The following is a 15,615-nucleotide window of genomic DNA, read 5'->3' on the forward strand; positions in this document are numbered from 1 at the left end:
TCACCCTGTGGGATCAGGTGTCCGGCCCGAATTCGGCCCTCCCGGTCCCGGACTTACCGCAGGTCACGGCCGGTTCGAGGGGGATGATTAAGGCGGAATCCTCAATGTTCCAGCAAAACAGTCAAAAGAGTGATTCAGTGCGGAAGTTGACGAATGTGCCGCGGCTCCCGGTCCCTCACCTGGCCTGATCACCGCTGGTCGGGCCTCCGCCGCTGATAGCGTGCGCCCGAATTCCATGTACACATTCATGTCCACATTCACGTCCACACACTTATGGCGGACCGTGCCCGGCGCGGCCACTCGATCAGGAGGGAATGCGTTGTGGCAATGACCGTCGGCGAACTCAAGGAATGGCTGTCGAGCCTTTCCGAAGTCAAGGAGCTGGCTCTCCCCGATGGGCTCCCCGACGAACTGGCGGACCTCAAGAACGCGGTGAACCCGGGCGCCCTTTCGAAATGGTTCACCATCGGCACCTCCCTCACCGCGATGGTTCCGGCTCCGGCTGATCTCCGCGTCACCGGAAGCATCGCCACCGGTACGCCGCAACTCTCTCTCCGGTTCTTCAGCGATGACGACGAGAACCCCGATGGCGCCACCATCACCGGCGTCGAGCTCGGCCTGTCGCTCAAGAACCACCCCGTGATGTCCGTCCTCAGCGCCATCGGGCTGGAGGACGTCCTCTTGGCGTACGACATCCGGATGCTCGACGGCGCCGCTGTCCGTGAGCTGTCCGCTCAGGCCACGATCGCCGTCAACGGCGGCGATCCCGTCCTCATCACCTGCGCACTCGACTTCGCGGCGGAGCAGACCGGTTACGAATTCGTCGTGGAGCCCGAGGCCGGAAAGGAGTGGCACGTCGCCGAGGCGTTCTTCCGGCTGTTCGGCGCCGCCCCTCCGCCCGTCCTGAAGGACATCGCCCTCGAGCGCCTCATGCTGGCGTACGACCGGGGCTCCGGCTCCACCGGTTTCCGCGTCGAGGTGGACGCCCAGTTCCCGCTGGGAGACGTCACCGCCGACCTCGACGTCACGGCCAAGCTGTCCAAGTCCGGTGACAGCCAGACGTACGAGCAGGAGTACGAGGGCCGTCTGGTCCTTGCCGTGCCCGCGCAGGGCGGCGGTGACGCTGATGTCCGTACGCTGACGTTCGACGTCAAGGACGCCCAGCACGCCGAGTTCAGCGCGACCTGCGAGGACTCCAAGGGCGTGTCGCTCGCGGAACTCGCCGGACTGCTGGGGCTGACGGACGCCTCGGCCGCCGGGGTGCTGGGCAAGCTGGGCACGATCACGGGGCTCACGGTCGGCTACGCGTCCGCACGCAAGTCCATCGTGTTCGCGGCGAAGGAGAAGGCCGGCGGCTCGCTCGTCGTCGTGTCGGACCAGCCGAACGGCGGCACCCGTGCGTGGGCCGTGCGCGTGGGCGTCGCACTGGACGCCAAACTGTCCGACGTACCGTTGCTGCAAGGGCAGATACCCGAGGAGCAGGACCTCGGCGTGAGCGGGCTGGGCGTCCTGCTCACCTCCGAAGAGCTCAAGCCCGACCGCGTCACCGAGCTCAACAAGGCGCTCGCGGCGAGCGACGCAACGCTGCCACTGCTGCCCGCCGACGGCCTGGGTAAGGGCATGGCCTTCACCGTCGACCTCCAGCTGCCCGGCCACTCGGAGACGACCTCGGTCGTCGTCCGGGGCGAAAGCCGCAAGGCCAAGTCGCCCGTCCCTGCGGGCCAGCCACGGACGATCACGCAGGACGGCACCCCCGTACCGGTCAACGCCCCCGAAGCCCCCACCGCCGCTCCCACCGGCCTCCCGCTCGTCGCCTGGCTCAAGGTCCAGCGCAACGTCGGTCCGCTGAACCTCAGCCGTGTGGGCGTGGGCTTCGCCGACGGCACCGTCTGGGTGCTGTTCGACGCCTCGCTGGGCATGGCCGGGCTCACCGTCGGGGTCGACGGGCTGGGGCTGGGCATCGAGCTGTCCGACCCCGCGCACCCGAAGCCCCGGCTGGACGGTCTGAGCGTCGGCTACTCCCGCCCTCCGCTGGCGATCAAGGGTGCCCTCGTCAACCGGCCCGCGGACGACACCTACAGCACGCTGATCGAAGGCGCTCTGGCCGTCACGGCCGAGGAGTTCGGCCTGACGGCGCTCGGCGCGTACGCACAGACCAGGGCGCACCCCGACCAGCCGTCGCTGTTCCTCTTCGGCAAGGTGAAGGGCGAGTTCGGCGGGCCGCCGCCCGTGCAGGTCACCGGCATCATGGCCGGCTTCGGACTCAACACCGACCTGCGGCTGCCCGAGGGCGACCAGGTGCTGGACTTCCCGTTCCTGAAGGACATGTCCTCCCAGGAAACCGACCCCCTCGCCGTCCTGGGCACCCTGATGGGCGACCAGAACGCCTGGGTGCGGCCCGCGTCGGGGCAGCTGTGGTTCGCGGCGGGCCTCGAGTTCAAGATCTTCGAGTACCTCGACGGCCAGGCCCTGCTGGTGCTGGAGGTCGGCGACGACTTCGCGGTCGCGGTGCTCGGCACGGCGGAGGCCCGGTTCCCGAAGGACCAGTCCCTGACCCCGTACGCCCGGGTGCGGCTGGGGCTGTCCGCCAAGTACCGGGCGAGCGAAGGCGCACTGAAGCTGACGGCGCAGCTAGCGCCCGGCTCGTTCCTCCTGTCGGAGGCGTGCGTCCTGACCGGCGGGTTCGCGCTCTACACCTGGTTCGACGGCGAGAACGCCGGTGACTTCGTCCTCACGCTGGGCGGCTACTACCCCGGCTATCCGGTGCCCGCGCACTACCCGCAGGTACCGCGGCTGGGCTTCAACTGGCCGGTCACCTCCGAGCTGACCATCAGCGGCGGCTCGTACTTCGCCCTCACCCCCGGCGCGATCATGGCCGGCGGCGCGCTGGACGTGAACTTCCGCTCCGGCGACCTGCACGCCTGGCTGACCGCGCACGCCAACATCCTCATCGAGTGGGCCCCCTTCCACTTCGACGCCGAGATCGACATCAGCATCGGCGTGAGCTTCGTCCTCGACCTGTGGCTCGTGCGCGAGACGATCAGCGTCGAGGTCGGCGCGTCCCTGCACCTGTGGGGCCCGCCGACGGGCGGCGAGGTCACCGTCCACCTCTGGTTCATCTCCTTCACCATCGGCTTCGGAGAGGGCAGCGCGAGCGGCGACAAGGCCGCCCTCTGGTCGGACGTGGTCAAGCAGCTGCCGGCGGCCGGGGACGCCGTCCGGCTGGTGCCCATGGACGGCCTGATGCCGGTGCAGTCCACGGTCGAGCCCGGCCTGTGGACCGTCGGCACCGCCGCCTTCTCCTTCGCCGTGCGCACGGCCGTCCCGGTCGGCACGCTGTACCTCGGCGACGGCGGGCAGCACAAGCTCGACGGCGCGGACGTCGACATCCGCCCGCTGCGCGACGGCGGCGAGAAGCTGGAGTCGACGCTCACGGTCACGCTCACCAAGGAATCCGTCGCCCAGGACCTGAGCACCTGGACCGCCACGCGGAACCTGGAGAGCCTGCCCGCCGCGCTGTGGGGCCCGTACGACGGCAAGCTGACCACCGGCAGCACGCAGCGCGTGGACGGCCGGCTGACGGGCGTCGACCTGCGCATCCCGGCACCCAAGCAGGGAGCCTCGCCCGGGCCGGTCAAGGCCGGGACGATCGCGCACGACGACCGCAGGCCGGACGGCGTGCTGCCGCTGAAGCAGCCCACCGCCGTACGGACGGCCGTCACGCGGGCCGAGTCCGCCCACGCTGAAGCCGCCCCGTCCGTCACGCCCGTCGCCGGGCAGCTCGTCGCCGAAACCGTATCCGAGCCCCGCCCGACCCCGGGTGCCCTCACCGCCGGCACGACCGGCGCGGCGGTCGACCAGTCCCGCGACCGGCTCTTCGCCGCCATGGACTACCTCGGCGTGAGCCCCGGGACCAACGAGCGGCTCACCGCCACCGACGCCCTGGCGGCGGGTGACGTCACGGCGCAGCCCGCGCCCCCGGTCCCCGGCTCGCCGACCGCGAGTGAGCGGCTGTACGTCCTGGACGCGGGGGCGACCGTCACGCCGGTCGACGCGCAGAGCCTGACGGTGTACGAGCCCCTCCTGCTGCAATTCTCGGCACCGAACCATCTGGCCGTAAGCCCCGACGGCCGCTTCCTGTGCGTTGTCGACAACGATCAGAGCATCGACATCCGGGACGTGTCCTCCAACCCTCCGTACGAGGCACCGTCCCTGTTCAACGACCGCATCTGGGGATATCAGCAGACACGAGGAGCGGCGGTCTCGCCCGACAACAAGTGGGCTTACGTGACCTCCACACAGTCGCAGCAGCTGCTGGTGCTCGACCTCCAGCCGAAGGCCCCTGCCAAGAAGCACAACTTCGGCTTGCAGACGGCGCTCGGGGAGGTCGCTCCCTCCGCCCGGTGGGACGGGCAGGAGCAGGTGGTGTACGTGGCCAAGCCCGAACAGGGAACGGTCGCCCAGGTGGTCGTCACCGACGGACGGTATCCGAGCTCGGCCCCGGGCGACGACCTGCCCGCCGGTCCCTCTCCCACCCGCCTGGCCGTCGACCCGAAGGGCCGCTGGGTGTACGCGCTCAACACGGGGAAGTCCACGGTGACCGTCATCGACATCGCCGCCAAGAGCATCGCCGCCACCCTGCCCACCGGCACCGGCCCGAGCGCCCTGGCCGCCTCCGCCGACGGCACGCGGCTGTACGTGGCGAACGCCGTGACCGGCACCGTCTCGGTCTTCGACACATCCGGCGACGTGCCGCGCGAAGCGGCCGAGCCCGTGTGGGTGGGAGCACAACCGATCGCGCTGGCCGTGTCCGCAGCCGGTGACCGGCTGTACGTCGTCCGGTCGAAGGTCCGGGCCGTCCAGGTGGTGGACGTCGCGTCGAATCCGCCGGCCCTGCTCCCCGTCACCGTCACTCTCCAGCACGACCCGGTGGCGCTCGCCGTCACCGTACCGCCGGCAGTCACCGACGCCCCGGCGGCTCCCAGCGTCACCCGAATCACCGAAGGCGGTGCGGCATGAGCCACCCCGAGTACGCCCCGGCCCCCGACCCGTCGCTGAACGTGCAGTTCGCCGACTCGCTGGTGCCCGAGCTCACCGCGGGACGGTACGTCCTCACCGCGCACCAGACCCTTACCAAGGACGGCACCCGGGTCGACACGGACCACTACCTGGACACCCCGGTGACCCAGCAGGTGGAGGTCCGCGCGCCGCGCTTCACCCTTCAGCCGGAGTGGATCCACGGCGCGTACCCGACGCCGGGCGCCACCGGCCTCTACGACGACGTGCTGCCGCACGTCACGCTCGACCGGGCGACCCTGCCGTGGGAGCGGGGGAAGGAGAAGGACACGCCGGTGCCCTGGCTGGCTCTCCTCGTCTTCGGCGAGGGCGAGCTGCCCGACACCGACCCGCACTGCCTCGGCCGGACCGAGGCGAAGACGGTGGCCGAGCTGCTCGTCCCCGAGAGCGGCGTCGCCCTGCCGCGGTTCGACCAGGTCGCGGACCCCGTCACCGAGGACGACAAGAAGACGACGTGCCGCACCGTGCTGGTGCCCGCCGACGTCTTCCACGCCGTGGCCCCGGCCGAGGTGGAACTGCCCTTCCTCACCCACGTCCGCCGGGTCAACGAGCAGCACCAGGGCGTGACGCTCACCGACGACCTGATCCAGGTCGGCGACTACGCCGTCGTCGTCGGCAACCGCCTGCCCCGCGCGGCGGGCGGCCGCTACGTCGCCCACCTGGTCTCCCTGGAGGGCTGGCAGTCGCGCCTGCCCGGCGGCACCGAGGAGACGCACGACGGGCCCGACGAGAAACTGCGGCTGATCTCGCTGTGGGCGTGGTCGTTCGAGACGATCCCCGACCACGCGCCCGGATTCGCCGCGCTGACCGAGCACTTCGTCGACACCGAAGGCGAGGGCGGTTCCGCGCTGCTGCTGCGCGTACCGCTGCCCGCCGGCCGCGCGCTGTCCGGATCCGACCAGCAGGAGGTCGCCGACCGGCTCGGCAAGGGCTACCTGCCGATCTCCTGCCGCACCGAGTCCGGACGCTCCACCTTCGGCTGGTACCGGGGCCCGCTCGTTCCCCGGCCGCCCGAGCCGCAGACCGAGCGCGAACGCCGCCGCTGCGCCGCCGAGGCAATGATCCACCTCCAGCAGTACGGCGTCTTCGACGTCAGCCTCGCCACCGCGTTCACCGCCGGCCGGGGCGTCGCCCTGGCCGACCACCAGTTCGGCGCGGCGCTGCTGCGGCTGCGCGGCAAGGTGCAGAGGGCAGCGGAGAAGAAGAGCCGCGCGACGGCAACCGCCGGGGCCCGGGCGCGCATCGAGCACCTGGCGGCGAACGGCCTCGCCGGCCACCTCGGCGAGGTCCTGACCACACCGGCCCGCGCCCGGCAGGCCGCCGCCGCTTCCGTACAGCGCCCAGGCGTCACCCCCGTATGCGCCGCGACCGAACTGCCCGCCACCGCCGGGCTCACCCCGGAGCGCCTGCGCGCCGACGCGGACCTGCATGCGCGGCTCACGTCGGACGACACGCCGCTGGTGGACCCGGCCGACGACGACCTCACCCTCGTCCGGAGCCGGCTGCTCGGCCTGCGGAACCTGACGGGCGTGCCGTTCGCGCACCTCGTGCCCGACACACGGATGCTGCCGTCGGAAAGCCTGCGCTTCTTCTACGTCGACCCCGACTGGACCGCGACGCTGCTCGACGGCGCACTGAGCGTAGGACTCGCCCACACCTTCGACCTCACCTCGGACGACCTGGTCTTCGGCCCCAAGGGCGTGGCCCCGCTGCCACCCCTGACCACACCGGTCACGGGACTGCTGCTGCGCTCGCAGCTCGTCAGCGGCTGGCCCGCGCTGGAGGTCCGCCCGTACGCGAACCCCGAGGCCACTGACGGAGAAACGACTCTGCCGGTCCTGCGCCGCGAGGCGCTCGCCGACGACGTCCTGCTCGTCCTCATCGAAGGCGTGCCGGGCCGGGTCGAGCTCGCCGAGCCGCAGCAAGGCGTGCACTTCGGCATCGACGAGCCGGAGGAAGGCGGCAGCGACGACCCGGTCGACGACGGCATCATCCGGCTGCGCGAGATCGACCCGCAGAGCGGCACGCCCCTCGGTCAGGAGACCGGCGCGCACTTCCCGGCGCGAGCGGGGCTGCGCCCCTACCTGCGTCCCGCGGGCACCGGCGGCCCCGACACCGTGCTGAACGTGGCGAAGCTCGCCGACGGGCTGGGGAAGGCCCTGGGCATCAAGGGCCGTCCGCTGTTCCCCAGCGAGTTCGCCATCCAGATGATCAACGCCGCGCAGCGCCGCACCTTCACCACCGCTCCCGAAGAGCAGCACCTCACCACGACAGGAGACCACCCCAATGGCTGACCGCGACGACACCCTCATCGTCCCGGTGAACGTGGACGCCCTGGTGGTCAACCAAGACCTGCGCCAGCGCGACGGCCAGGGATTCCGCCGCTGGCGGCCCAACTTCAACCTGCTGCGCCACAGCCTCAGCCCCGAAGTGGCCCCGTTCACCAACGAGGACCAGTGGAACGCCACCGAGGAGCACGAGACCGACGACGCCTACAAGCAGTACGACGGCGTCTACGTGCGCTGGGAGCTGCCCGACGCGCTGCGCCAGGGCGCCGCGCGGGCCGAAGGCGGGCGTACCGAGTTCCCGCTCGTGCCCAACCGCTGGCTTGTCGTCCGGCAAGTTCAGGACAGGGACGACCTGACCACCGGCTGGGTGGTGGAGAGCGACTACCTGGACCCCCAGGACGGCACGTCGCGCTTCCTCCACCCCGTCAGGCCCGACGCCGGAGACCCGGCGAACACGCCGTACCGCTCCACGATCATCACGACGCAGATCGGCAAGAAGCAACCCATCGGCACCGGCGGCGCCACGTGGCAGGAACCCACGGACGCCTCGCGCAAGGAGCTGTTCCTCACCGCGGTCGGCCCCGGCATCATGACCTTCCACGTCTACCAGCCGTACCACGAGAACGTCTTCTCACTGCACGACCCGATGACGGGTGTGGACGACACCGCGACCGTCAACTACCAGGTCGTGGGCTGGTACTCGGACCCGGCACAGGAGGAGCTGCGCCGCCGCCTCGACGTCACGGGCGCGACGGTCACGTCCGTCCTGGCCGGTCTCGGGTGGACGGTCGCCGACCTGCCGGGCGGCTGGACGCCCGGCAGCACCACCTACTGCGGCCGCGCCCTCCAGGTGCAGTGGAACCGCGGCGGCCGCGCCCCGGACTCGGACCGCCCGGAGAAGCCGGACGTCCAGGACCAGGTCGCCGTCGGGAGCAGCGCGGACGAGGCGCACGCCGCGCTGGTCGCCAAGGCCCGCGAGGCCCTGCCCGCCGACTCCGGCAACGTCCTCGACCACACCACCGACCCTGCTCTCCTGCACGCCCTCGGCCAAGGCCTGCTGAACACGCTCGACGGGCCCGACGGCGACGTCCTCGCCGCCCAGGCCCTGCACAAGGGCTGGTTCCAGCAGGTGCCGGGCGGCTACGTGTGGCGGCTCGCCGACACCGCCGACAAGGGCAACGTCTCCGGCGACCCGAAGTCGGTGACGTGGTCCGGTGTCGCGCCCGAGCACGAGGCGTGGCTGGCGGAGCTCAACGGCCACCAGAGCGCGTACGACAAGGCGGAGCGCGAACTGACCGCGTTGCAGCAGCGGCTGTACGGGCTGTGGTGGATGCACAGCCTGCCGCTCATCCCGCAGCAGTACAGCCGCGAACGGCTGTACGCCGAGATCGACCCGTCGAACGAGGACGGCCTCGCCGCCCGCGTCGCCACCGCACAGGACGACCTGAAGAACAAGAGGCAGAAGGCCATCACCGACTGCCTCAGCGGCCACCAGCTGCCCGAGGGCTACGAGCTGCGCAAGGAGACCCTGCCGCCCTTCCACCAGGTCACCGACCCGACGATGGTGCTGGCCGGCGGGAAGAGCCACACGGCGCACCGGCCGCTGATGAAGAACGGGGCCCTGCTCTGCCGCATGCCGTCGCAGATCGTCGGTGACGGGCGGGCGAACCCCTTCACCTCCCTCCAGCTGAGCGGGCTGCCGTCGGTCGTGCCGGCGCTGCTGATCGAGTTCGCATGCGTGCTCGCCCCGAAGCACCCGAGGTCCTACACGTCGGACATCGCCCCGGAGCCTTGGCGGCAGCCGTGGAAGCCGCTGCTGTTCCAGTGGCGGATCGACCACTGGCGGGTGCCCTACGGCGATCCGGGCAACCCCAACTGGACGTTCGACGGCAGCACCTACCAGTGGACGAACGGCTCCGGCGCCACCGACGCCGTCGAGGTGACCGGCCGCCGCTTCCTCGTCCCGCTGCCGCAGCACACGGCGAGCAGCGGGCTCGAACAGCACGCCGCCGACCATCCCGACGCGGCGACAGCCGAGGCACTCACCGCGGCAGCAGCGCAGATCAAGGACCTGGACCTGCTCTCGCAGCGGCTGGACGGACTCACCGACGCCTTCGCCCTGCGCGACCCCGCGCCCGGTATCAGCCCGCCCGGCAGGATCGGTGAGCTCATCGGTGACGCGTTCCGCCACCTGCCCGACCCGGGCATGCTGCCCGTGCCGTTCACCGGATGGCAGGACTCCGGCTTCACCCAGATCCGGGCCGGGCAGTTCGCGGTGAACAGGCTGAGCGTCGTCGACGAGTTCGGCCAGAGCCTCGACGTCCTGCTGCCCGGCGAGGCGCCCACGTTCGCCCCCAAGGTCGGCGACAGCCTGCACGCCGGCGACAAGTTCGTCCAACCGAACGACCAGGGGCGGTTCGTCCAGCTGCCGCCGCGTCTGCTCCAGGCCGCCCGGCTGCGGTTCGACTTCGTCGCCGAGCACAACGACGCCCAGCTCGTCGACCTGACCGCGAACACCACGCCGGTGGGCGCGTGGATCGTCCCCGACTACGTCGACCGCTCGCTGCTGTGCTACGCGCCGACCGGCGAACCGCTCGGCGAACTGCGCCTCGAACTCCGCGAGGGCGAGGGCGGCGAGGTGACGACCGTGGTCGCCTGGGGCCCTCTGCCCGATTCCCGGGTGAGCACGATCGACGCCCTGCAAGACGCCCGGCCGCAGCTCTACGCGTTCGCCCGCGAGCTGGCCGCGAAGGGCCCGGACGCCTTCGCGGACCTGCTGGGCACCGTCGACAACGCGCTCGCCGGCATCGACCCGGGCACCCCGTACGGCGACGAGGTCCTCGGCGCGCTGCTCGGGCGCCCGCTCGCCCTGGTCCGCGCCCGGCTCGGCTTCGAGCTGGACGGCCTGCCCGTCGCCGACGGGGGCTGGCAGTACGCGCTGGACTGGAAGACGCAGGAGGCGTGGGCCACGCGTCAGGGCGACACGGCGCCGGCCGAGATGGCCCACCTCGACTACCGGTGGCCCGTCCGGCTCGGCAACGCGGGGCAGAAGGGCGACGGCCTGGTCGGCTACTTCTCCGAGGACGACTACGGCACGTTCTACGCGGTGGCGAAGCCGGGCGATCACCCGCACACGGACTACGTGGCGCAGATCTCCGGCGCCAACTGGCCCGCGCTCCGGGCCGACTCGACGGATCAGACGCACCTCACGCTGCTGCTCGACCCGCTGGCGACCGTCCACGCGACCACGGACATCCTCCCCGTAACGGGGCTTCAGCTCCCGTCCCGCTTCACGCGCACGGCCATGGCCGCGATGCAGGTGGCGCTGCGGCTCAGCCCGGTGCTGACCACGACGCGGAAGGTCCCGGCCAAGGACGTGGGCACGGGCCGGGGCGATGCGCCGGCCGGCTTCGTCAAGGCCCTCGCCATGCCGCACCCCACGTCCCCGCAGGGCACATGGGACTGGGCCGAACTGGTCGTCCCCGACGCGCCCGCCGGAGCCGACCCCGCGCCGCAGTGGAACCACGAGTCGATCGTGCAGATCGACCAGACGGCCCGGCTGGACGAGAACGGCCCGACCGTACGGACCGGCTTCCTGCGCCTGACCGGCGGTTTCCACACCAAGTGACTCCGCAGCACCAGCACCTCCCCGTACCCACCCCGAAAGGAGCCGACTCCGTGAGCGAGCCGGACGCCCCTCTGCTGGACTACGCCATCATCAGCGAGCCGTTTCCGCTGTACGCGACGACGGGTACCGACGACCCCGCCACGGCCCTGCACCTCGTGGTCTCCAACGGCGGTGGCGAGACCGTCTACTGCCGGGAGATCGTCTTCTCCCTGCCGGAGGGCGACCTCGCCCAGAGCCTGGTCGAGGCCGACGCGGGCGACGGACAGGCTCCGGACTGGACAGTGGCGCGCATCGAGCCGGGCACGCAGACCATCCTGCCGCCGGGCGACTACGCCCACTTCGTGGCCACGCCGAACAAGGCCGATGCGCCCGTCGACGTCTCCGGCATCACCATCACGCTGGCGAATCTGAAGATCAGCTCCCGTCCCGGCACTTCAAGGATCGAGATCCGTGAAGTCGCCACCAAGGACACGAACAAGTGGCCCGAAAGCCCCCGCTTCACCAAGCTGGCACTCACGAAGTTCCCGGCGCCGAAGATCCCGGCCATGGCGGTCTCCGACTTCAGGGCGGGCAACGCGGAGGTGATGGCCGGCTACCCGGTCACCCTCAAGTGGAACGGCCCGTCGACCCTCGACTACACGGTCTTGTACGACGGCGCCTCGTACCCGGTGGGCAAGAACCACGTGTACAGCACGACGATCGACCGTGACACGACCTTCCAGCTCTCGTACGAAACCGGCGACCCCAAGACCCCGCACTACCTCACGACCACGGTCACGGTGAAGAACCCGAAGCTGGCGGGGCTGGAGGTGGACGGGAAGGCGACCGTGGTGGGCACACTGGAGATCCGTGGGGATGCGGATGTCACCGGCACCGTCAAGGCCACCGAGGACATCACCACCAAACAGCACTTCCTCGACCCCAAGGGCACCCCGCTGCGAGGGGAACTGAAGTGACCGGCGTCTTCAAGATTGATGGCCGCCTCACCGTCTCGGGTGACATCGGTACCACCGGCGGCCACTACGAGATCCTCAACCCTTCGGGCAGCAAGGACTTCACCTACACCGGTGCCGACGAGGACCAGACCTTCGTCGTCCCGGCCGACGTCACCATCCTCTCCCTGCATCTCCAGGGCGCTGCCGGCCGGGACGCCGGCGGCGTGAGCGGCGGCAAGGGAGCCGACATCAAGGCGCTGCTCTACGTGAACCCGAACGACCGGCTTACCGTCCGGCTTGCCCGTGACGGCGCTTCTGGGGCCTCGGCGAAGGTCCTCCACGAAGGCACACCGATCGCGGGGGCGGGCAGTGCGGGCGACGCCGGTGAGGCGGGTGGCCGTGGTGCGGACGGTGCCCCCGGACAGGACGGCGGGGCAGGCGACGCCGGCGGCAGTGCAGGTGGCGGGTCCGCCGGCGCCGGGGGATCACAAGGAAGCGGGGGCGCCGGCGGCAATGCCGGGCTGGTCACGGCCTCCGGTGGAACGGCATCCGGTGCCATGGGAGTTCAGGGGACGGCCGGATCAGCGGGGAGCGACGGGGGAACCGGAGGACGCGGCTGGAAGTGGGGGGCCGAAGGCCCGGGCGACGGTGGCGGCGGGGGCCGGGGAGCGACGACGTCGGCTCCCGGCTCCGGCGGTGGCCGCGCGCCCGGGACCGGCACGTCGGACGGTGGTGCCGGCTTGCACCCGCAGGGCGGGCCGGGAGGTTCGCCCAGAACATCGGACAGGAGCAACCGCGGAGGCTGGGGCGGTATCGGCGGCAGCGGTGGTAGCGGGGGCAACGGGGGCCGGGGCGGAGCGAACGGTGGCAGCCCGTCCTGTGCCTCCCCGGGCAGCACCGGTGCGACGGGGTTCGGCGGAGGCGGAGGGGGAGGCGCCTCCTCGGGTGAGTGCGCTATCGGGTGCTCCGGAGGGGGCGGCGGCGGAGGGGGCGGTGGCGGTGCCGGTGGTCAAGGCGGCCAGGGCGGCCAGGGCGGCGACAGCTTCTTCGACGCTGACAGGGCCACGCTGATGTCGGCGAGTGCGGACCACTCCGGTGACGCACGCGTCACCATCGCCTGGGGAAACCACTCCTTCCCTGCGTGAACCAATAGGTTCGGCACCGTCGTACCGGTACGACGGTGCCGAACAGGAAACATGTCAGCGCTGCCTCGCTGAATGCGGCCGAACTGGCATCCCGATTCTGAAAGGCCCCCTCCATGAGCGAGCCGGACAACGGCCGGCCCCTGCTGGACTACGGCGTCATCAGCGAACCGTTCCCGCTCTACGCGACGACCGGGACGGACGACCCCGCCACGGCCCTGCACATCGTCGTCTCCAACGGCGGTGGCGACACCGTCTACTGCCGGGAGATCGTGTTCTCCCTGCCCGAGGGCGATCTCGCCCAGAGCCTGGTCCGGGAGGACGCGGGAGACGGACAGGCCCCGGACTGGGACGTGGTGCGCCTCCAGCCCGGCACGCAGACCGTGGTGCCGTCGGGTGACTACGCCAGCTTCCAAGCCACGCCCAAGGGGGACGCCAAGAAGACCGGCGTGCGCGTTGACGCCGAGGGCCTCGTCATCACCCTGGAGAACCTGAAGATCAGCGCGCGCCCCGGCACGGCACGGATCGAGATCCGCGAGGTCGCCACCACGAACACGGACAAGTGGCCCGACAGCCCGCGCTTCACCAGGCTCGCGATGACGAAGTTCCCGGCGCCGAAGATCCCCGTCCAGGCGATCTCCGACTTCACGGCCGACAACCTCGAAGTGGAAGCCGGCGGCTCGGTCCGCCTCACCTGGAACGGCCCGTCGACGCTCGACTACACGGTCTCGTACGGCGGCGAGTCGCACCCGGTGGGCAAGAACCACGAGCACAGCGCGACGATCGATCGCGACACGACCTTCCAGCTCTCGTACGTCACCGGCGGCACCACGCACTGCCTGACGACCACGGTCACGGTGAAGAACCCGAAGCTCACAGGGCTGGAGGTGGACGGCGACGCCACGGTCACGGGTGCCACGGGGGTCCAGGGCCTGACGGTGGGCGGGAACCTGACGGCGGAGCAGGCTCTGAAGGTCGGCGGATCGGCCACTGTCAGCGGCCCCACCGACCTCCAGGAGCTCACGGTGAACAAGGACCTCGGCTCCAAGTCGAGGCTCTCGGTGAGCGGGGCGCTGACCGCGGACAGCACACTCACGGTCGGTGGGCTCCTGAAGGCGAACAGCGACATCACCGTCTCGTGGGGTGGCACAACCAAGTTCACGACGGACGGCGCGAACGGCATCAGGACCCCGGACATCTCCGTGGACGGCAAGAGCATCGTCTTCCGTGGAGATGCGAGCCGCTTGATCTACACCGGGAAGCACGGCGACGGGAAGCTCCAGAACATCAACTACATAGGTGACTCCATCTATATGGCCGACAATGGCGCCGCACAGTTCTACTTTGAGTAGGAAGGATTACCTCCAGGTGAGGGGAGGGGTGGGCAGGCGTCCCAGGGCCTACGCCCGGGGGTAGATGCCCCAGGGCCTACGCCCGGCAGTTGGTGACCGTGCCGCCGTCGCGGTTGTCCGTGCGGCAGAGGTTGTCGCCTCGCCCGCCGTCGACGGTCCCGTACGGGCCGACGGCGACTGCCGTGCCGCCCGGTCCCTGGATGACGTCATCGTCGTCGTCCCCGGAGACCGTGGCACCCCTGCCCTGCCCGACGGACGGCACCTCGATGAGGTCGGCCCCGGCACCCCCGCTGACGCGGGTGGTGCGCACGTTGTCGGTGGCGCCGGTCGCCCCGACACGGATGACGTCGTCGCCTTCGTCGCCGTCGACGGTGGCGGGTTTGGGCGTACGGGAGTTCACGAGGGCGAATCCGTACACGGCGATCTCGTCGTCACCGGGGCCGCCGTGGAGCGGGCCACCGAGTTCCGCGACCGTGATGGTGTCGTTGCCCGCGCCGCCGTCCAGGCTGCTCGACTTGTCGTACCCGGGTACGTCGTAGGAGGCGAGGCGGAGGATGTCGTCCCCGTCGCCGCCCTTGATGCTGGTGGCGAACACGCGACCAGTGGTGATCACGTCGTTCCCGGCGCCACCGTCGATGTACGCCTGGTGGGTCACGTTGCCGGTGGTGATGGTGTCGTTGCCCGCGCCGCCGTAGATGAGGCCCAGGACGGGCCAGTCGTCCTTGTCGGTCACGGTGATCTTGTCGTCGCCGTCACCGCCGTCGATGACTCCCGGTATGTGCCTGCCACCGCCGTTGCCGAGAATCCTGTCGACGACGATGACGTCGTCCCCGCCGAGGCCGTTGACCGTGCCGGAGAGGTGGCCGGTGGCGTCGCCGCCCCTGACCTCGATGATGTCCGCCTTGCCGGTGCCGTTGAGGGTCGTATCGACGGGGACGCCCTGAGCGCACACGATGTGGACGCCGCCGCTCGGCAGGCCGGTACGGGTGCAGCCCGGCGGGTCGGCCGGGGCGGCCGCCCCGGCCGGGGCCGTGGGCGCGGCGATGAGCACCAGACCCGTGACGAGCGCGCCGACGGCCGTGTGTCTGAGACGCATGGCTGGTTCCTCCTGAGGGCGTGAATATGCCAGCGGTGAGAGCCACAGCGTTCCCTTGAGGAACTGGACTTCACAAGCGGGAAATTGGCCCGGCTGGA

General features: G+C 70.8%; 7 protein-coding genes. 6 read left to right on the plus strand and 1 reads right to left on the minus strand.

Translation table 11 applies throughout. From position 1 onward, the window contains the following. Nucleotides 1-327 precede the first annotated feature (327 nt). The 6 genes from D7231_RS01150 (at nucleotide 328) to D7231_RS01170 (ending at nucleotide 14,421) form a co-directional block, all read left to right on the plus strand. Complete coding sequence (locus D7231_RS01150) at nucleotides 328-5,019, plus strand: YncE family protein (protein ID WP_120752991.1); 4,692 nt, start codon at nucleotides 328-330, stop codon at nucleotides 5,017-5,019. Then, nucleotides 5,016-7,370 (plus strand): hypothetical protein, encoded by a 2,355-nt coding sequence (locus D7231_RS01155; RefSeq protein ID WP_120752992.1) that lies wholly within the window; start codon nucleotides 5,016-5,018, stop codon nucleotides 7,368-7,370. Before D7231_RS01150 ends, D7231_RS01155 begins: the two co-directional genes overlap by 4 nt. After that, nucleotides 7,363-10,992 carry a hypothetical protein gene (locus D7231_RS01160; protein ID WP_120752993.1) on the plus strand — a complete coding sequence of 1,210 codons (3,630 nt, stop codon included), beginning with the start codon at nucleotides 7,363-7,365 and terminating at the stop codon, nucleotides 10,990-10,992. The genes D7231_RS01155 and D7231_RS01160 overlap by 8 nt, the downstream gene beginning before the upstream one ends. Nucleotides 10,993-11,042: 50 nt before the next feature. Continuing rightward, nucleotides 11,043-11,948: a hypothetical protein gene (locus tag D7231_RS01165; protein WP_120752994.1), complete on the plus strand. Its 906-nt coding sequence runs from the start codon at nucleotides 11,043-11,045 to the stop codon at nucleotides 11,946-11,948. Further along, entirely contained in the window at nucleotides 11,945-13,072 is a 1,128-nt protein-coding gene (locus D7231_RS36105; RefSeq protein ID WP_147449662.1) for a hypothetical protein, read from the plus strand. The genes D7231_RS01165 and D7231_RS36105 overlap by 4 nt, the downstream gene beginning before the upstream one ends. Before the next feature lie 113 nt (nucleotides 13,073-13,185). Beyond that, nucleotides 13,186-14,421, plus strand: a complete 1,236-nt coding sequence (locus D7231_RS01170) for a hypothetical protein (RefSeq protein ID WP_120752995.1) — start codon at nucleotides 13,186-13,188, stop codon at nucleotides 14,419-14,421. Between the two features lie 76 nt (nucleotides 14,422-14,497). On the opposite strand, the gene D7231_RS01175 is transcribed toward D7231_RS01170, so the two are convergent. Continuing rightward, nucleotides 14,498-15,517, minus strand: a complete 1,020-nt coding sequence (locus D7231_RS01175) for a hypothetical protein (protein WP_120752996.1) — start codon at nucleotides 15,515-15,517, stop codon at nucleotides 14,498-14,500. Nucleotides 15,518-15,615: the final 98 nt, after the last annotated feature.

The organism is Streptomyces klenkii, assembly GCF_003626645.1.
GTDB lineage: Bacteria > Actinomycetota > Actinomycetes > Streptomycetales > Streptomycetaceae > Streptomyces > Streptomyces klenkii.

Bases quoted from the DNA above. Each gene is read 5' to 3' on its own strand.
- D7231_RS01150 (WP_120752991.1), top strand. From the start codon at position 328: ATGACCGTCGGCGAACTCAAGGAATGGCTGTCGAGCCTTTCCGAAGTC.
- D7231_RS01155 (WP_120752992.1), top strand. From the start codon at position 5,016: ATGAGCCACCCCGAGTACGCCCCGGCCCCCGACCCGTCGCTGAACGTG.
- D7231_RS01160 (WP_120752993.1), top strand. From the start codon at position 7,363: ATGGCTGACCGCGACGACACCCTCATCGTCCCGGTGAACGTGGACGCC.
- D7231_RS01170 (WP_120752995.1), top strand. From the start codon at position 13,186: ATGAGCGAGCCGGACAACGGCCGGCCCCTGCTGGACTACGGCGTCATC.
- D7231_RS01175 (WP_120752996.1), bottom strand. From the start codon at position 15,517: ATGCGTCTCAGACACACGGCCGTCGGCGCGCTCGTCACGGGTCTGGTG.